At 40.9% G+C, this 18,642-nt stretch carries 19 protein-coding genes; 4 read left to right on the forward strand and 15 right to left on the reverse strand.

Annotated elements, in window-relative coordinates; translation table 11 throughout:
• Positions 1-8: 8 nt before the first annotated feature.
• A complete protein-coding gene (locus tag ACXQIQ_RS05585; RefSeq protein WP_439299757.1) occupies positions 9-932 on the reverse strand; it encodes a glycosyltransferase family protein in 924 nt (307 codons plus the stop codon).
• Positions 933-988: 56 nt separating this feature from the next.
• Positions 989-1,192, reverse strand: coding sequence for a hypothetical protein (locus ACXQIQ_RS05590; protein ID WP_439299756.1), 204 nt, complete (start codon positions 1,190-1,192; stop codon positions 989-991).
• A gap of 256 nt (positions 1,193-1,448) precedes the next feature.
• Between ACXQIQ_RS05590 and ACXQIQ_RS05595 the strand changes: the two genes are divergently transcribed.
• The gene (locus tag ACXQIQ_RS05595) at positions 1,449-1,721 is read left to right on the forward strand and encodes a hydrolase (RefSeq protein WP_439299755.1); all 273 of its coding nucleotides are present in this window, start codon (positions 1,449-1,451) and stop codon (positions 1,719-1,721) included.
• A 109-nt stretch (positions 1,722-1,830) separates the two neighbouring features.
• Here ACXQIQ_RS05595 and ACXQIQ_RS05600 read toward each other — a convergent pair whose 3' ends face one another.
• Genes ACXQIQ_RS05600 through galE form a run of 3 tightly spaced genes read right to left on the reverse strand, consistent with a single transcriptional unit; the run spans position 1,831 to position 4,267 of the window.
• Complete coding sequence (locus ACXQIQ_RS05600; RefSeq protein WP_439299754.1) at positions 1,831-2,547, reverse strand: glycosyltransferase; 717 nt, start codon at positions 2,545-2,547, stop codon at positions 1,831-1,833.
• Positions 2,544-3,260 (reverse strand): glycosyltransferase family 2 protein, encoded by a 717-nt coding sequence (locus ACXQIQ_RS05605; protein WP_439299753.1) that lies wholly within the window; start codon positions 3,258-3,260, stop codon positions 2,544-2,546. Before ACXQIQ_RS05605 ends, ACXQIQ_RS05600 begins: the two co-directional genes overlap by 4 nt.
• A 5-nt stretch (positions 3,261-3,265) precedes the next feature.
• On the reverse strand, positions 3,266-4,267 hold the full coding sequence (galE, locus tag ACXQIQ_RS05610; protein WP_439299752.1) for a UDP-glucose 4-epimerase GalE: 1,002 nt from the start codon (positions 4,265-4,267) through the stop codon (positions 3,266-3,268).
• A 126-nt stretch (positions 4,268-4,393) separates the two neighbouring features.
• Here galE and ACXQIQ_RS05615 point away from each other — a divergent pair, with 126 nt between their 5' ends.
• A complete protein-coding gene (locus ACXQIQ_RS05615) occupies positions 4,394-5,344 on the forward strand; it encodes an NAD-dependent epimerase/dehydratase family protein (protein WP_439299751.1) in 951 nt (316 codons plus the stop codon).
• A gap of 11 nt (positions 5,345-5,355) precedes the next feature.
• Here ACXQIQ_RS05615 and glf read toward each other — a convergent pair whose 3' ends face one another.
• The 9 genes from glf to mgtE form a co-directional block, all read right to left on the reverse strand.
• Entirely contained in the window at positions 5,356-6,486 is a 1,131-nt protein-coding gene (gene glf / locus ACXQIQ_RS05620; protein WP_439299750.1) for a UDP-galactopyranose mutase, read from the reverse strand.
• A 37-nt stretch (positions 6,487-6,523) separates the two neighbouring features.
• The gene (locus ACXQIQ_RS05625; protein ID WP_439299749.1) at positions 6,524-7,336 is read right to left on the reverse strand and encodes a glycosyltransferase family 2 protein; all 813 of its coding nucleotides are present in this window, start codon (positions 7,334-7,336) and stop codon (positions 6,524-6,526) included.
• Positions 7,333-8,127 (reverse strand): glycosyltransferase family 2 protein, encoded by a 795-nt coding sequence (locus ACXQIQ_RS05630; RefSeq protein WP_439299748.1) that lies wholly within the window; start codon positions 8,125-8,127, stop codon positions 7,333-7,335. Before ACXQIQ_RS05630 ends, ACXQIQ_RS05625 begins: the two co-directional genes overlap by 4 nt.
• Entirely contained in the window at positions 8,124-8,756 is a 633-nt protein-coding gene (locus tag ACXQIQ_RS05635) for a class I SAM-dependent methyltransferase (RefSeq protein ID WP_439299747.1), read from the reverse strand. The genes ACXQIQ_RS05630 and ACXQIQ_RS05635 overlap by 4 nt, the downstream gene beginning before the upstream one ends.
• Entirely contained in the window at positions 8,753-9,685 is a 933-nt protein-coding gene (locus tag ACXQIQ_RS05640; RefSeq protein ID WP_439299746.1) for an NAD-dependent epimerase/dehydratase family protein, read from the reverse strand. Before ACXQIQ_RS05640 ends, ACXQIQ_RS05635 begins: the two co-directional genes overlap by 4 nt.
• Positions 9,686-9,712: 27 nt before the next feature.
• Positions 9,713-10,399, reverse strand: coding sequence for a PIG-L deacetylase family protein (locus tag ACXQIQ_RS05645; RefSeq protein WP_439299745.1), 687 nt, complete (start codon positions 10,397-10,399; stop codon positions 9,713-9,715).
• A gap of 160 nt (positions 10,400-10,559) precedes the next feature.
• Positions 10,560-11,336 (reverse strand): enoyl-ACP reductase FabI, encoded by a 777-nt coding sequence (fabI, locus tag ACXQIQ_RS05650; RefSeq protein WP_439299744.1) that lies wholly within the window; start codon positions 11,334-11,336, stop codon positions 10,560-10,562.
• A 180-nt stretch (positions 11,337-11,516) separates the two neighbouring features.
• Positions 11,517-13,364 (reverse strand): monovalent cation:proton antiporter family protein, encoded by a 1,848-nt coding sequence (locus ACXQIQ_RS05655; protein ID WP_439299743.1) that lies wholly within the window; start codon positions 13,362-13,364, stop codon positions 11,517-11,519.
• Between the two features lie 15 nt (positions 13,365-13,379).
• Positions 13,380-14,732 carry a magnesium transporter gene (gene mgtE, locus ACXQIQ_RS05660; RefSeq protein WP_439299742.1) on the reverse strand — a complete coding sequence of 451 codons (1,353 nt, stop codon included), beginning with the start codon at positions 14,730-14,732 and terminating at the stop codon, positions 13,380-13,382.
• Positions 14,733-14,924: 192 nt separating this feature from the next.
• On the opposite strand from mgtE, the gene ACXQIQ_RS05665 reads away from it, so the two are divergent.
• The gene (locus ACXQIQ_RS05665; RefSeq protein WP_439299741.1) at positions 14,925-16,109 is read left to right on the forward strand and encodes an FtsW/RodA/SpoVE family cell cycle protein; all 1,185 of its coding nucleotides are present in this window, start codon (positions 14,925-14,927) and stop codon (positions 16,107-16,109) included.
• A 139-nt stretch (positions 16,110-16,248) separates the two neighbouring features.
• Entirely contained in the window at positions 16,249-16,992 is a 744-nt protein-coding gene (gene prpE / locus ACXQIQ_RS05670) for a bis(5'-nucleosyl)-tetraphosphatase PrpE (protein WP_439301926.1), read from the forward strand.
• Between the two features lie 746 nt (positions 16,993-17,738).
• Here prpE and ACXQIQ_RS05675 read toward each other — a convergent pair.
• Entirely contained in the window at positions 17,739-18,632 is an 894-nt protein-coding gene (locus ACXQIQ_RS05675) for an RluA family pseudouridine synthase (RefSeq protein WP_439299740.1), read from the reverse strand.
• Between the last annotated feature and the right edge of the window lie 10 nt (positions 18,633-18,642).

An 18,642-nucleotide genomic window follows, 5' to 3' on the forward strand; every position in this document is an offset into this window, starting at 1 on the left:
CCCTTTCCTTATGATGCTAAGATTCTTTCAATATGTGTGAGCAGTTCACTAGCACGGATTTTGGTTGTATGATGCTTTACTATCATTTCATAACCCGACTTTGCAATCCGTTCTCTTTCACTCTCATTATTCAAATAATATTGAGCCTTTTCATAGAAATTCGCTTCATTTACTTCCACGAAAGTTTCTCCGTCCATGAATCCTAATTCTTTCAATTCTTCTGATCCTGAAGCCAACAATAATGTTTTGCACGCGAGAGATTCATAATATTTCAGTACTGGAAAATGATAGTTGGAGTCACATGTAAAGAACATCTTCGCCTGATTTAATAATTTGGCATATTCAAGTCCAGTGACCGCATTGTCTGCTTTTGTGATTTGTTTGTAGCCAGGATGCTCTACATATTTAAAGGAAGGTTCTTGTTGGAGACGGTCGTGCATTTTTACACGAAGAGGATATAAATAAGGTAAGAGACTTCCTACCATCAGATAATCGACGCTCTTTGGTAGTTGATAATCGTAGAAGATTTCGGCTGGAACATGATGCGGAAACCAGATCATTTGATCGATCAGTTCGGGGAACCATTTCTTGAATGCTTCCCGGTAATTGACGAATAGGTGAAAATCGTGTTTTTGATAGAGCCGTTTTCTCCTAGGGATACGGTAGTGCAAGTCATGGACAAGAGCCCCCATCGGGATCGAAACTTGATCAATATTCCGTATATCCGGGCAATAATCAGGTTTCATATCATTGAATAAGATAAAGTCTGGAGCTTCAGGTAACAATTCAATGATTTCTGGTAAACTACCAACATCTTCGGAGTAGTAATAAAGCTTACACTTTTTCTCCAGTTCTTTCCCCAAATAGTAGGTGCTTCTTTCAATATGATGTTCCATGTTCTTTGTTATAAATAATATTGTAATATTTTTCACTCTGAACCCCCTATAAGTAAAGATTGGGGATGACCTAGATGGTCAACCCCTGAATATTAAACGACGATCGCTACGATGTTCTCTAATGGAACGATGATTTGTCCCATTCCACCAGATCCACCTTGATTGAAGACTGCATAATCTCCACCAAGTTCTGTAAGAACGACGTTTGTCAGAACTGTGTCAGTATCGTCTAAAATAACTTCTGAAACAAGCTGTCCATAGTATTTCAGCATATACACAAACATACTACTTGCCATACTTCCACTCCTTTTGTAGTCCATATTAAGCACCAGTTTATTGATGCTATTCATATATATGTAAAAAAATGTAAAGGAGTATGGACAATCATACCTTTTGGGAATAATTGGTTGATTGCGGACAGGCTAACAACCATTTTGCATAACCGTAGGTCTTGACCCATTCAAAAGTGCGTCCAAGTCAATATAGTATAGTAACCCTGATATATATATGCATTGTAGGGTGCATACAACTTCTCATAAGGAGGAAACTAGAGTGAGTTTATTTGATAATGAGTGCGGCTGTGGTAAGAAAAAGAGAGCTTCAACATGTGATGGTTGTGTATGTGATCAACTTCGTGGTCTACAACCAGGAACTGAGGTAGATGTTTTCTTACCTGGTAGTGACGGAGCATCCAGTGGTCCAGTCAACAATTTAACTTTCGCATGTCTTGATGAAAAGAACTGTTGTGCAACATTTTTAGATAGCGATTATCCAGTCATCATTGACTGCCGTAAGATTGTTGCAATTCGAATTAGAAGAGGCTAGTCTAATCATCTAACCAATCACCTCAACCAAAAATAGACTGACACTAATCCGTTAGTGTCAGCTTTTTTTATTGGCATTGATTATACAGTTTAGTTCTTCATTTCTTTCCTTAGCTGATTTTGGATAAATAGGATATAAAATCGTCCGTATTCGTCAATAGGGTACAAAACTTCTTCATCTTCTCATTCTCCATTTTCCATGTATGCAAATCTTTAGCTTTACGGATATAGACATAATGGTCTTTTTTCCCTGAAAAAATGGGGATATTGTGCTTCATACAGTCCTCACATAACTTTGCATCTTCACCTATACTGCAGCGTCTGAAAGGGACTATGTCATTCAATTTCTTTTCAAAAAATAACGTCCCTCCCATCAACACTTTTGGATCATATCTTTCTTCGGAACACTGAAGATCAGATGGGGCAAACTTGTATGGATTGTAAACGTGAAGGGATTGATCCTCTTCAAAATACATATAAACAGAGGATTTTCCTATCAATCTAGCGTCACTGTTTTGGAGCGTTTCATAACTATCCGTCAAATAGTCTCCACTATAATAATCGTCGTCATCCATTTTGGATATATATGGATATCGACTGAGTTGTATGCCGTAATTCAAACATTCACCTAAAGTAAGCTTTTCATCAAGCTGGTCAATTCTTACATTCGTCAAATCTTCAAAGTATTCTTCCCACTCCCTTTTCACTAGTGAGTTTTTATTCAGAATGATGATCAGTTCTTTTTCTTGCCAAGTTTGACGGCTGTAATTTTCTTTAATTTTAAAGCGGAAGGTAGATCGGTTCGTGCATGTGATTACACTGATCAATCTTTCTCCCCCTCTATATAAGGCTTGAAGTCATCCGTGTAGGCGACAACCTTACTCACCTGGAAGATGAGATCATTCGGGACTTTCCATGTATGGGTACTCCCTGTGTCATTCCGTATATAGACGAAATGCTCTTTGTTTGTGGAATAAACTCTGTAACCTTGCTTTACACAATCCTGGCAAAATAATCGATCCAATTCCTTGATTTGATCCCTGAATGGAACTAAATCAATGAGGTCTTTCTTAAAGAACAGCGTCCCTCCTTGGAGATATTGGGCTCCCAAACGGGTCTGATCATTTACAAATTGATGTTCATTTCCTGAATTGAAAACCGTCAGAACTTTCCGTTCAGGCATATATAAATATACCGTGGTCTTTCCAATGACATCTACTCCTGTACGAATGACTTCATCATATGTTTGTTCCAGATAATCCGTTGAGTAATAATCATCATCTTCAAGATTTGCAATCCAAGAGTACTTAGCTTGTTTAACAGCAAAATTCAAGCACTTACCCAGCGACCAAGGCTCTGTTATGTGGAATATTTTCACATGTTCATATTCTCCTGCTTTATGTCTCCATTTCTTTACATCCATATCCTTTTTTGTGAGGACCAGGATCAATTCTTTATGATCATATCTCTGTCGTTCGTAGTTCTGAAAGACATTATCCATGCATTCATCTCGCATCGTACATGTAACAATAGAAATCACACATTTTACCTCCCGTCTTTATCAATGGGATAACCATCCGGATGCTTCAGAAACCAGTGCCAGGCAGAATGGATCATATCATCCATTTCGAATCGAGCTTTCCATTTTAATTCCTTCAACGCTTTCCTCGTATTTGCTACGAGGTGTGGGGGGTCTCCAGGTCTTCTTTCTTTATATTGGATCAATGCTTTTTTCCGAGTAATCAGTTCACACTTTTGAACAACTTCTAAAATGGAATACCCTCGCCCCGTACCCAGATTGTAGGCTTCTCTGTTCAACTTTTTATGAAGAAGATTAGACAAAGCATACAAATGACCTTCCACAAGGTCAGTCACATGGATGTAATCTCTTATGCACGTACCATCCGTTGTTGGATAATCGTTTCCGAATATCGTGATTTCCTTTTGCTTACCCTGGAGGTGTCTTAGGATATTCGGAATTAAATGTGTTTCAGGCTTATGATCTTCTCCTATCTTTCCATCTCCATCTGCTCCTGCAACGTTAAAGTATCTTAATAAGATATAGTTCAGTCCGTAGGCCATAGAATAATCCTCAATGATTTTCTCACTGAAAAATTTCGTCCTGCCATAAGGTGATATGGGTTCTCGAACCGTTTTCTCATCAATCAGACGTTTTGGTGGTCTCCCATAGACTGCACAAGAGGAAGAAAAGATTAAATTCTTTACATTCGCTTCCCTCATCGCATCTAACAAATGGATCAATCCTATAATGTTGTTATGATAATATTTTTGGGGATGATTGACCGATTCTCCTACATAACAATTAGCTGCAAAGTGCATGACAGCTTTGATTGCGTATTTTTTGAATACTTGTGTGATTTGGTCGTGATTATTAAGATCTCCTTTAATGAAAGGCACATGCTCAGGTACTGACGCTCTGTGACCCATTGAAAGATTATCAAAAATAATCACTTCATAGTTATGTTCGAGTAATAACTTGACCATATGACTTCCAATATATCCTGCTCCACCGGTGACCAGAATCATATCCGCACCTACTTTCCCAAACCACATTTTTGCCCAATCATAAAGGACCTATTTTTCATAACTTAACAATAGGTTATTAGTCATTTGGCTTAATTATGAAGATCTCTCATGGGAAGAGGGGAAAACATGAAACACATCTTGATTACTGGGGTCGCCGGATCAATTGGAAACAAGCTTGCTGAAAATCTACTTGGTGAAGGTCATTTTGTCATTGGTATGGATAATGGTTCAACCGGAAGAAGTGAAAATGTGACACGTTTACTCTCATACAAAAATTTCCAATATATGGAACACGATGTTACGGATGCAGGTTTGTTAACTTCCCCAGAACTCCAATCTGTTGAAATGATTTATCATCTTGCTTCGCCCGCCTCACCAATCTGGTATCAAGCCTCACCCTTCGAAACGATTTCAGCAAATACGGTTGGTACGAAAAATGTATTGGAATTAGCAAAACGAAATGATGCAAAGCTCCTCTATTCAAGTACAAGTGAAATTTATGGTGATCCTGAAATTCATCCACAACCTGAATTCTATAGAGGAAACGTAAATACATGGGGACCTCGTGCTTGTTATGATGAATCAAAAAGGTTAGGAGAGGTTTACTGTTACTTATATCACACACTCCACAACACGAAAGTAACGATTGCACGTATCTTTAATACTTACTCTGCAGGATTATGGAAGAGAGACGGACGGGTAATGTCAAATTTCATCATGCAGGCATTGGCCGGTGAAAGTATTACTGTTTATGGCGATGGACAACAAACAAGAACATTCTGTTATGTGGATGATACAATTCGCTGTTTAAAGAGAATGATGGATTCAGATCGAGCAAACGGAGAAATATTCAATGTCGGGCACCCCAAGGAATACACCATTCTAGAAGTAGCTGAAATGGTGATTGCATTCACACAATCTCCTAGTCACATTGTGTTTAATGACCTTCCTGTAGATGACCCGCAAAAACGGTGCCCAGATATTACAAAAGCAGTGGAAGAGTTGAACTGGTATCCTTCCATTGATTTGGAAGAAGGTTTGAATCGCATGATACAAGACTATAAAGAAGACTTCTGACGTAAAGTTTTTTACGATATATCTTTTATAATCTCTTTTTCAAAGAGATGAAGTGCTCTAGCCACCACCTGGTCCATGTTGTAATACTTATAATCTGCCAACCTACCTACGAACCAGTGGTTTTCTAATTGCTCAACATCCCTTTTATATTTTTGGTAGAGTACATTATTTTCTTTTCGTGGTACGGGATAGTATGGTTCATTTTCCCCTGGCACATATGAAGAAGCTTCCTCGAGTATGATCGTTGTTCCTGGTACCTTCTGTTGTGTCAACTTTTTGTATTCTGTAATTCTTGTAAAATCGTATTCATTCGGATAATTGACTTGTGCGGCATCTTGATAGGAGTTCCGATCCGTAAAATGGTAAGGTGTAAATTTCAAACTGCGGTAAGGCAGTTTACCATATTTATAATCGAAGAAAGCATCTATCGGTCCTGTATAAATCAATTTGGAATAGTGGATGCTGTTCTTGACTTCATGAAAGTCGGTTTTCATCAAAATCTTGATGTTTGGATGAGCAAGCATTTTTTTGAACAGTGCATGGTAACCCAAATTCGGTACCCCTTGATATTGATCCTGGAAGTATCGATCATCCTTGCTGATGTAAATGGGTACTCTGGCAGTTACAGATGAATCCAGCTCTTCTGGCTTCATCCCCCACTGCTTCAAGGTATATCCGTAGAACACTTTTTGGTATATATACTCTGCTAAATGTTTAAGATCCTCATCTGTTGATTTCAGCATCTCCAAGATGGGAATCTTCTTCCCTAACCCGTATGTGAGGATCAACTTCTCTTCTATATGAGTTGCATAATGAGCTGGAAACAAGGTATGTAAAGAGTTCAAGTTGAAAGGGACAGGCACACCTTTCCCTTCAATCATAGCCAGAACACGGTGTTGATAACGTGTCCACTCCGTAAATTGTGATAAATATTCCCATACTTTTTTCGAGTTTGTATGGAAGAGATGAGGACCATATTTGTGGATGAGAACCCCATGTTCGTCATGACAGTCGTAAGCATTACCACCAATATGATCCCTTTTCTCAATAACCAATACCTTTTGATCCAATTGAGTAGCCAATCGCTCAGCGAGTACGCAGCCAGAAAATCCAGCACCAACAATCACCCATTGAAACTCCATGAAACCACTCCAATTGTCCTTTTACCCTAATGTATGCTTAATTGATTGAATCTTTACCGTGGGTCGGAAGAAGTTCAGCAAGTTGCTTCCATCCGCAATGGTACTTGAATACTGGACTATACTCATTCCCCCACCTCTTCAACGTATCGTAGATATGCCATTCGAAGACTTCATTATAGAGATCCAGCTGTTTGGTTGCGTTATGTGGATGTTGACGGTAATTGTACAGCATATGATCTATCCAATGGATATGATATTTCTCAATGAGCCGTGCATCAATCCGTCTGTCTTCCATCACTCTACCTTCCCAAGGATCATCTGTAGGCCACCCTCCGACTGCCTTCAAAGCGTCTGTTCGATAAAATCTTGGAAAAGGTACATCATTGGATAAGAGGAACTTGTATTTTTCATGATAAGATGCTCCTCCTTTCCTCGGTACGGAAAGGCAAGTGTTTCCTTGCCGATCTTCATATACATCCGTCTTATTGCCCCAGAGCAAGGCTACCTCTTCAGGTAATTGCTCCATTTCCTTCCACATGGTCTCAATCGTATCCGGGAAGAACCAATCATCACTATCCAATTTAATGATATAAGGCGTTTCGATAATGTCCAGACCAGCATTTTGGGCATTGGATTGCCCGAGATTTTTGCTATTTCTGATCAGGTGGACCCTAGGATCTTTCAAGTGTTCTTCAATTCCTTCCAATGAATCATCCGTTGACGCATCATCAACCAGTACGATCTCCCAATGTTTGAACGTTTGGGAAAAAACGCTATCCATCGCTTCTTTCAGGAACCTTTTCCCCGGATTGTAGAAAGGTGTGAGGACTGTCACTACCGTATCCATCATTCTTCTCCCTTCTTCACGAGTCTTTCCAATATTTTATAACCGTTTTCTATCCGAAAATGAGGCTCGTAGACATCTCCCCACCTTACCAAAGCATCTCTTATATTCCATTCAATCATTTCATTGATGACATCAAATCTGGTAGATAATGTGTCTTTATGTTTACGGTATCGATAAAGAAGGTGGTCAATCCAATGAATGGTGTACTTTTCAATCAACCGCACATCCATACGGCGATCTTCCAAATAACGTCCTTCATACGGATCATCAGTAGGCCATCCCCCTACTTCTTTTATAGCACTTGTTCGATAAAATCGAGGATATGGTACGTAGTTTTCTAATAAAAATTGATAGCGGTTCTCGTAATAAAATTCTCCCCGGTCGACATACTTACCTAGGATCTTTCCTCCAAAATGATAAAAAACTTCTTTATTTCCACAAATAAGAGCAACCTCTCCTGGTACTTTTCGACTCTCTTCAAGCAAGATTTCTATCGTCTCATCGACCAATAGGTCATCACTATCCAACATTAAGGTAAAAGGAGTTTCAATCTTCTGAAGCCCTTTATTTTGAGATTTAGACTGCCCTAAATTCTCTTCATTCCGAATCAAAGTCACCCTGGAATCATTCAGGTGATCCTCAATCATCGCCAGGCTATCATCTGTAGAAGCATCATCCACAATGATATGCTTCCAGTTCTTATTTGTCTGATTTTGCAGGGAGCGTACGGTTTCTTTGAAGTAATGTCCCGGATTATAGGAAGCTGTCAGAACCGTCACTTCACTTGGTTTCATGTGGCTGTACCGCCTTTTCGTACGACAGCCCCAATCAGTACTTCATAATGTGGATCATGAAAAGAAAAGGCACCGGGATTCACTTCATGAACCGCTCTTCCTTCCAGGAAAGCTTGAGCAATGGCCAGATTTCCAAAACTCTGAACCGTTACTTCATCTACAACCTCCATATCTTCAAACAACCTTCTTAACGACATACTCGTAAACCGCCAGAAATCTCCATAATCTTTTGTCTTACAACTTTGACTCAAACCAGGGACCGTTACCAGCAATTTCCCGCCTGGTTTCAACACTTTCATGGCATGATTGGCTGAAGCTTTCAGGTCATAAAGAATATGGATGACCTGGGTTAAAATAAAACAATCGAATTGCTCGGCAGGAAGGTTCTCTCCAGTTTCCAGATCCCCAACTATAGAGACACCTTTCCAAGGTTGAATATCCAGAACATCACTCGATTCCAATTGTTTAGCATATTTCTTTGTGTAAGCATTATCCCCAATCTCAAGCACTTTACCTTGTATAACGGATTGATAATCATTTAGGAATTGATCGATGAAATATCGATCAACCGGTTGCCCTCGATCGAAGCCGAAACTTCTGCTGACTGGCCTGAACGGATATTCTTTCATACAACATATCCTCCTCCATCCATACGAATCTGCTCAATCATTTCTTCGATTCCCTCGTCCAACGTTCTTACAGGTTCCCAATTCAAAAGCTTTCTTGCCTTATCATTGTTCAGTTGACTGAACAGGATATCTCCTGGCCGATATGCCTGATAGTCTGGTTGTATAACCGAGTGTAAATTTCCGGTGATTTTCCGAAGTAACTCGTTAATCGGTATGCATTGATTGCTGCTGATGTTCATCGTTTCATTCGTTTTGGATTGCAAGGCTAACAGATTTGCACGAGCTACATCCTTTACATGTACAAAATCCCTGGTTTGAGAACCGTCACCATAGATGATTGGTTTTTGTCCTTGCAGGAGTTTATTCAAGAAAATCGGTATGACGCCACCTTCATGATCTGATCGTTGTCGTGGACCATATACATTCGAGTATCGGAAGATCGTATACGGTAAATAGAACTGCTGGTTAAATTGCTTGATATAGAGCTCAGCAGCAAGTTTGGATACACCATAGAAAGAAATTGGCTCCAACTTAGTGGACTCATCTACAACTTTTACACCCTGGTCTCCATAAACCGCGGAGGTGGAAGCAAATATGAATCGCTCCACCCCATGTTCTTGACAAAGTTTTAAAAGTTGTACTACACCCAATACATTCAATTGTGTATCATATAGTGGGTCATCCGCGGATTTTTTGACGTCCGATTGTGCCGCAAGATGGATGACGTAATCAGGCGCTTCCTTTGCAAAAATTTGAGCAAATGTGTCTGAACGATAATCAATATCATAATAAATCACAGATGAGGATTGCATTTTGTAATTACCTGAAGATAAGTTATCTACAACAACAACCTTGAACCCATTCTGTACTAAACATTCTGTAATATGTGATCCTATGAATCCACATCCCCCAGTTATGAGTACTTTCAAAACGATCCCTCTTCTACTTGTTCAGACTTAAATAAGCATGGCACGTAACAGATGGTACTTTTCAGCATATGGGACACCGATTTCCATCCCTCTCGTCTCTGCCCATTTCTTGATTTTTTCAGGAGCTAAAGGATGTTCACCTGTACGGATCTGAGAGGTATGCTTACAAAAAGCTTCTATTTTTTTTTCAATCGCTCCGGTGATATCCAAATAAAGCTCACCTACATCATGTATTTTTGGATACTGCCAAACAATCAACGGATATTCGTACATCGCAATGATTTTCAGCTTTCTCCTGGAATCCGGTCTTAAACTTGCGATTGATGCCTGAAATAGCACTTGATGATCCTGATGGTAGCTTGGATATGGAATAAACACCATCGTCGGACTAAATGTGTCCATAATTCGATCCAATTTAGAAACGATTTGATTTTTAGGTATCGTATCCATTGCACTTTCCTTGTGCTCAAACAGTATTTCAAAATCCTTGCAGTCTAAGTGAGTGAGAGCATTATTAAGTTCTTTTCTCCTTGTAGCCGCATCTACGATGCCATGTTCATTATGCCTAAAGAGGATATCTCCCACTGATCCAATAAGGACTTTCACTTCATTCCCATGCTTCCGTGCTTTTTCAATGAGCCCTCCACATCCTAACACTTCATCATCTGCATGCGGAGCGATAATCAATATTCGTTCTTTCCCAAGCTCAAGCACCCTTTACACCCCTAACAAACACGTCATGATATTTTTACTGTATTCCGCACATGACTATCTGTATGGGCATTTCTCATGGGTGTAGTAAATTAAAAGCCCATTTGCAAAAGATGATCCAAATAAAAAAACACCCCGAAGGGTGTTTTCATAAAAACTCACATCATCTTCCTAAGATATGGAATCCACTGTCGATATGGAGAATTTCTCCTGTCAATCCTCTGGATAGATCACTCATCAAGAAGAGTGCAGTATCTCCGACTTCTTCTGTCGTTGTCGTTCGACGAAGTGGAGCTCTTTCTTCAATATCCTTCAGGATGCTGTTGAAATCTCCGACTCCTTTAGCAGCCAAGGTCCTAATCGGCCCGGCTGATATAGCATTAACACGGATTCCATCTTTTCCAAGATCGTTTGCTAAGTACTTCACACTTGCGTCCAATGAAGCTTTCGCCACGCCCATGACGTTATAGTTGTTGACGACACGTTCGCCACCCAGGTACGTCATCGTCACGATACCGCCGCCTTCAGTCATGAGTTCACGCGCTTCTTTCGCAACAGCTGTCAAGGAGTAGGAGCTGATGTTGTGAGCGAGGAGAAATCCATCACGGGATGTGTTCACATATTCCCCTTTCAACTCTTCCACATTCGCGAATGCGATACAGTGTGCAAGCCCATGAATAACACCGACTTCTTCTTTAATACGACTGAACGCTTCTTTAATCTGTTCATCATCTGTCACGTCACATGGAATGACGACGGAATCACTGCGATCCAGGGATTCAGCCAAATCTCTCACATTCTTCTCGAAACGTTCTCCTGCATACGTGAATACGAGTCGGGCTCCAGCATTGCTTAATGAACGAGCGATTCCCCATGCAATACTACGTTTATTCGCAACTCCCATGACGACATATGTACGACCTTCTAATGAAAGACCCATAATTGAATAACCTCCTGAATAAGTATTGTTATATTATGATTTGTTATTATGACCAAGTCCTAAACACAGTATAGCACGGATTCCAATCATGTTAAAATGATTTCCACAAATGCTCGAACCTATGATAGAAGTTTGAAAAACATAACAAAAGACGGGATTGGCCTACAATCCCGTCTTTTATCAAGCTTGTCCATTGATATTCGCTTTTAATCGATGCACACAATCTTCGCTTCCTGTAACCACCAATCGGTCACCTACTTTCAAGACCGTATCGCCATGGGGAATGATCGATTCGTTCTCACGGAATACCCTTGCGATGATCGTGTCACCTAAGAACTCTAATCGCTTAATTGGCTTACCGGCATGGACATCGTTTTTCACAATAACTTCGTCAAGTACATTCTCCTGATTCACAAATAGTTTCATGATGCTTGGAGACTTGATCATCGCCTCTAGCAGCATGATGGTTGAAGTAAATTTGGAAAAGACTTCAATGCCTTCCTCTCTTAAGGCATCTGCACGCGTATTCTCTTCAATTCGAGCAATGATCCGTCCTACTTCATATTCCTTAGCTTTTCGTGCGATTTTCATGTTGATCTCATCTTCATGGGTGGCGACCACTAATAGATCGACATCGAACACATTTTGATCTTCAAGGGATTCGATCTTGAAACTTTCAATGACATGAACATCGAAATTCTCAGAATGATCCTCAGAATAATATGGATCCAATTCATTGGATTTCAAGTGATAGAGTGCTACTTCATATGCTTCTTTCATCTTTTTGGACAACGGGAGCGTAATGCTGTTGGCACCGAGAATGGCCATCGTCTTCTTTTCTTCAGCGATCTTCCTAGGAAAGATCTTCTTAAAGAATATTGGGCCGATGATACTGCTGATCACCCCGACAAGGATGATGGCAGAAGACATTTTGGAATCGACCATCCCCATCTTTTCACCGATTTCAGCTGCTGCAATGACCAGTGTCAATTTCGAAGATAACAGGATACCGATGCTCATAACCGTCTTCATGTTGTACCATTTCTTGAACCACAAGATAGGTACGATTTTCGTTACCATAAACGCGACCAATAAGAATGGTATTAATAAAAGTACTTCTCGATCGAAAAACAACTTGACTAAATCAATTCGTACTCCAATCATGACGAAGAATATCGGAATTAAAAATCCATAACCGAAAGAGTCCAGCTTATGGACCATGGACGGATTCGGTGACATCAAGGATACGAGTGCACCAGCCAGGAAAGCACCAAGTATGCTTTCTGCTCCGACCTTTTGGGATAGTGCGACGAGAACGATGATAAGCGTGAATACGGCTCGTGTATCGATTTGAATCGTACCACTCGTCAAGCTTTTAAAGCTTGAGCGGTTTCTGAAATACTTCCCAACAAAGTACAAGACTACACCCGCTAAGAACAGCAGCAATAGCAACCAAGTGTTTTTCCCTTCAGGAGAAAAAACAGACACGAATACCCCCAGCAGGATCATAGTAGCGAGATCGGCGATAACAGTAATCATCAAAATGGTCTGTCCGAGCCCGGACTTGATGATGCCCGTGTCCTTCAATGTCGGCACGACGATCCCTAACGAAATCGTTGCAATGATCAAGGACATGAGAAAGGCATTATCGATGAATCCGAAAAGAACAAACAGCCAGGAGATTCCATACGATAAACCCATCATCAAACCAAAAATCATGAACGGCAGCCAAATCCCACTCGGTTCTTCCTTGTTCTTTTTCGTTTTGGATTTTGAAGAAAAGATTGAAAAGTCGATTTCAAGTCCACTTAAAAACAATAAATAGATAAATCCTAATGTCGATAAGGTTTCTAGTAAAGAGTCCGCTTCAACAATGTCAAATCCGGTTTTGCCGATGATCAGACCTGCGATAATTTCTGCGACGATGATCGGCAACATTTTGATCCGTAGCTTATTCAAGAGGATAGGTGTGAGAAAAGCTACGAGTATGACCACCAGAAGTGACATGAACGAATGAGTCTCTTCCATAACAACCTCCCTATATCAAACCAAGTATTGCATAAGAGCAGTCGCCATTCCGAAGTAGATCAGGACGCTGATGATATCATTAATCGTCGTGATGAATGGGCCAGATGCGACTGCTGGATCGATTTTCAATTTGTGCATGAACAAAGGGATCAATGCCCCTGCGAGCGTTGCCACGACAAGTGTGAATAATATAGAGACTCCGACCAAGAGTCCAAGATAAATGGAACTTTGCCATAAGTAAACGATGATGGTAATTACAATTCCACATGTTGTTCCGGTTATGAGTCCTGTTCCTGCTTCACGCAAGATTAAACTTCTCAAATTTTCCTTATCCGTATCACCTGTCGCAATACCTCTGACAGCTACTGCTAATGCTTGTGTACCAGTATTACCAGCCATTCCTGCAATCAGTGGAATGAAAACAGCTAATATCGCTACTTGATTCAATGTGTCTTCAAATTGGCCAATCAAGCTTGCGGTGATCGTTCCAAGAAATAGCAGGATTACGAGCCACGGTAACCTTCGTTTCGCAGCTTGTAATGGATTACGGTCGGCCGAATCCATGTCTGAAACCGCGGCGAGTTTGGAATAGTCCTCTGAAGCTTCTTCATCAATGACATCGACGATATCATCGACTGTGATGATTCCGAGCAGATGATTTTGAAAGTCCACAACCGGGAGAGCAAGAAAGTCATAGTCTTTCATCATCCTAGCAGCCTCTTCCTGATCTTCACCTACAGAAATGGAAACCACCCGATCATTCATGACATCTGAAACGAGCGTCGTTTCTTCTGCAATGATGAGGTCACGTAAAGATATGACACCGGCGAGTTTCTTGTGTTCATCCACTACGAACACATAGTAGATCGTTTCGGCATCCGGTGCTTCCTTACGCAAGATCTGCATTGCTTCGATTACGGTTTGATGAGCCCGAATGGAAACGAATTCTGTAGTCATGATACTACCAGCTGTTTTTTCCTCATAATGAAGTAGGTCTTTGATTTCTTGGGCTGCCTCGTCATCCATGATGGTCAAATAACTGGCGAGTTGCTCTGCTTCTAAGTCATTCAATACGTCAACGGCATCATCGGCATACATTTCGCCCAGCATTTCTGCCGCATAGAATGGCTGCATCTCGAATAAATAATCCTTTGTATCTTCTATCTCGATCTTTTCAAAGATTTCCGCCATTTCTTCGGGTGAAAGGTAGCGGTAAATCCGCATCCGTAGCTCTTCTTCCAAATCGGTGAAAAGCCTTGTCTGATCATAAGGGTGCATATCTAGGAATTGTTCCCTGAACTGGTCGATATCTTCTCTTTCCAATGCATCAATTACTGGTTGAAATTCAAATTCTTCTTCTGATTCCATTGCAACTCCCCCTCTCAACAGGGCTTCAAAATTGTTTCTGATGACGAAAATTATAGCAAGCCTAAGCCTAAAGCAGATTTGTCAATTTTCCAACCCTTGAATCTCAGTTATTTTCAAACAATCCATAGTTCGATATGATAAAAAGTGTTATGATTTTATAATGAACTCGTACGTAAGGCAGGTAAAATATAAATGACAAATTCAGATAGAGAAACCCCTTTCCAACAAATCGATTATAACTTACTTTTCATCTTATTTCTTTTAATCTGTTCAAGTTGCATCGCCATCTACAGTGCAGTAGGACAATATGAAGGAAATTTCGTCATCAAGCAGATGTTCTGGTATTCAGTGGGATTCGTTGCCATCGCTTTCGTGATGATTTTGGATTTCGATCAGTTTTTAAAACTATCCTGGTACATATACGGACTCGGGCTCTTCTTGCTCTCAGGAATTACAGTTATACCTATGGTCGATCCAAACGCGGGTACACCGGATGCAATAGTTCCCTTGATCAACGGAGCTCAGAGTTGGTATCGGGTTGGAGGTATTTCGTTCCAGCCTTCAGAATTGATGAAGGTAGCTTTGATCATCACAATTGCGAACGTAATTACCATTCATAATGAACGGTATAAAGATCGCCTGATTCGCGATGATCTGTTGCTGCTCGGAAAAGTCATGCTCGTCTCTATTCCACCTGTATTTCTAGTGGTTACCCAGCCTGACTTGGGAACGACACTCGTATTCATCGCAATCATCGCGAGTCTGATTCTAGTTTCAGGCATCCGGTGGCGGATTATCTTGCTGTTGACGCTCATTTTCGTGATGTTCATTTCTGCATTAGTGATGACTTACTTATATTTCCCAGAGTTTTTCTTACAGTACATTTTAGAAGGCTATCAATTGAACCGGTTCTACGGCTGGCTTCAACCTTATGAGTTCGAACAAGGCTTCGGCTTCCAACTCGTCAAGTCCTTGCTAGCGATTGGATCCGGGCAACTGTATGGGAAAGGATTTACTGAAGGAAATGTCTACTTCCCTGAAGCTCAGACCGACTTCATCTTCTCAGTGATTGGAGAAGAGTTCGGATTTATGGGAACGAGCTTCATCATTTCTTTATTTTTCTTATTGATCTACCGTATCATTCATGCAGCTCTTGAGAGTAACGATCCATTCGGCAGCTATTTGTGTGCCGGAGTCATCGGTATGATCACTTTCCAAGTCTTCCAAAACATCGGTATGACCATCGGATTGCTACCGATTACCGGAATCCCATTACCTTTCATCAGCTACGGAGGAAGTTCGACCTTAGCCAGCATGATCGCCATCGGTCTTGTTCTTAATGTCCGCTCACGTACTAGAAACTATATGTTTGATTAAAAAGCACCTTTTCAGGTGCTTTTTTCTTTATGGAATTGGATTCAGTTGTTATCCATTTCAATTACAGGCTAAAATAGGTTTTATGGTGAGGAATAATGAGAAAATCTATAATGTAGATTCTGATGCTTGAGGTGGAATGATGAAATACGATGTTGTAGGCGATATACACGGTTGCTATGAAGAATTGATCCAACTCTTGGAGATGCTTGGTTATTCCAGGAACTCACAAGGAAAGTTTGAACACGCTGATAAAAGAAAGCTTGTATTTTTAGGAGATTTGACCGATCGTGGACCACAATCCTTGAAAGTGATTGAACTCGTCTACGAGCTTGTCCAGCAAGATCTCGCTCTATATTCGCCCGGAAACCATTGTGATAAACTGTACCGCTATTTCTTAGGAAGAGATGTCCAAGTACGTCACGGTCTTGAGACGACTGTTGAAGAATACGAACGCCTTACACCAGAACAACAAGAGGAAATTTCTCATAAGTTCAAGAAGATGTTTGAAGAAGCCCCCCTTTATCTCCAATTGTCTGAAGGAAGCCTTGTCGTTGCACATGCTGGTATACGTGAAGATTTAATCGGTCATACGCATAAAAGAGTAAGGACCTTTGTCTTGTATGGGGATATCACTGGAGAAAGGCACGAAAACGGTATGCCTGTACGTAGAGATTGGGCAAAGCAATATGAAGGCGAATCCATCATCGTTTATGGCCATACCCCTGTAGAAGAGCCAAGAAAAGTGGGTAACACGATCAACATTGATACGGGGTGTGTCTTTGGAGGCTCATTGACTGCCTATCGTTTTCCTGAAGACACAACCATTTCAGTCCCATCTTCTATGCCATATGTGGCAGAAAAATTCAGACCATTCGATGACTAAACAAGACTGCCGAATAAATACAAATCGTTCAATTTTGTGGTGTAAAAAGTCAAAACAAATGAACGTCATGACACAACTGTACGCGATTTTGTTGATTTCACCCTACGAGAACGCCTCTTTGGTTAGGTGAAATTCACGATTTGGTGATTTCACCCTACGAGAAGTCCTCTTTGGTTAGGTGACTTTCACCATTTTGCTGCTTTCACCCTACGAGAACGCCTCTATGGTTAGGTGACTTTCACCATTTTGCTGCTTTCACCCTACGAGAACGCCTCTATGGTTAGGTGACTTTCACCATTTTGCTGCTTTCACCCTACGAGAACGCCTCTATGGTTAGGTGACTTTCACCATTTTGCTGCTTTCACCCTACGAGAACGCCTCTTTGGTTAGGTGACTAGCATCATTTTGCTGATTTCACCCTACGAGAACGCCTCTATGGTTAGGTGACTAGCATCATTTTGCTGCTTTCACCCTACGAGAACGCCTCTTTGGTTAGGTGACTTGCTCCATTTTGGTGATTTCACCCTACGAGAACGCCTCTTTGATTAGGTGACTTGCTCCATTTTGGTGATTTCACCCTACCAAAACGCCTCTTTGGTCCGGTGACTTGCTCCATTTTGGTGTTGGAAAAATGATTTCCAAACGTACTTAAACCTTGATACGAAAGAAATGTCCTGTGTCAATTCACAGGACATTTCTTATGTTCCTTATATGTTTTACACCAGAGTAAATTAGGTAGTCTTCTTCTATCGATCAATCCATACTTCCATATCTTCAGGAAGTGGTGCTTGGATCTCTATCCTTTTTTCATTGAATGGATGATAAAACGCTAAAGTTTGGCTGTGGAGCGCTTGCCGTTCGATGAATTGAAGAGTGCCTCCATACAAATCATCCCCCAATAAAGGATGACCGATATGAGCCATATGCACCCGGATTTGATGTGTGCGTCCCGTTTCTAATCTTAGTTTGAGAAACGCGTATTCTTTGTAGCTTGCTAGCACCTTATAATGGGTCTTTGCCTGCTGACCATCTGGGCGGATACAACGTTCTATGATACTTCCTTCTTTTCTACCGATTGGAGCATCAATCGTACCTGATCGTGGATCCGGTATGCCATGACATAGGGCAACGTAAGTCCGTTTCAACTTCCCTTCCTTCTGTTGCCGGGACAATAACGAATGACCATATCGATGCTTCGCGAAAAGGACGATCCCACTCGTGTTACGGTCCAAACGATTGACAGCGTGGATGGTAGAAGCGATTTGATTCTCCTCATAATAATGAAGAATCCCTTGTGCAAGGGATTCTTTACTTCTGAAGCGGGACGGGATCGTCGGCAATCCAGCTGGCTTGTCTACAACAAGGAAATGGTCGTCCTCGTACAATACTGACAAAGGTAGCTCAATCGGTTCCATATATTCACTGATTTCTTCCACAGGAAAGATGACCGTCACGATATCTCCAGCCTTAAGAATATACCGTACCGTGACTTGTTCATCATTGACTTTCAAATCTCCACCTTTGAACTTGATGTCTGTAAGCGCCTGTCTTGAAATCAATTGATCTTTCAGCAAGTAGTCTCTTAAGGTCTTACCTTCCGATCTTTTATGGATCGTCCATGTGAATTCTAGTGGCTTCATATGTTCATTT

The organism is Pseudalkalibacillus sp. Hm43 (assembly GCF_054170705.1).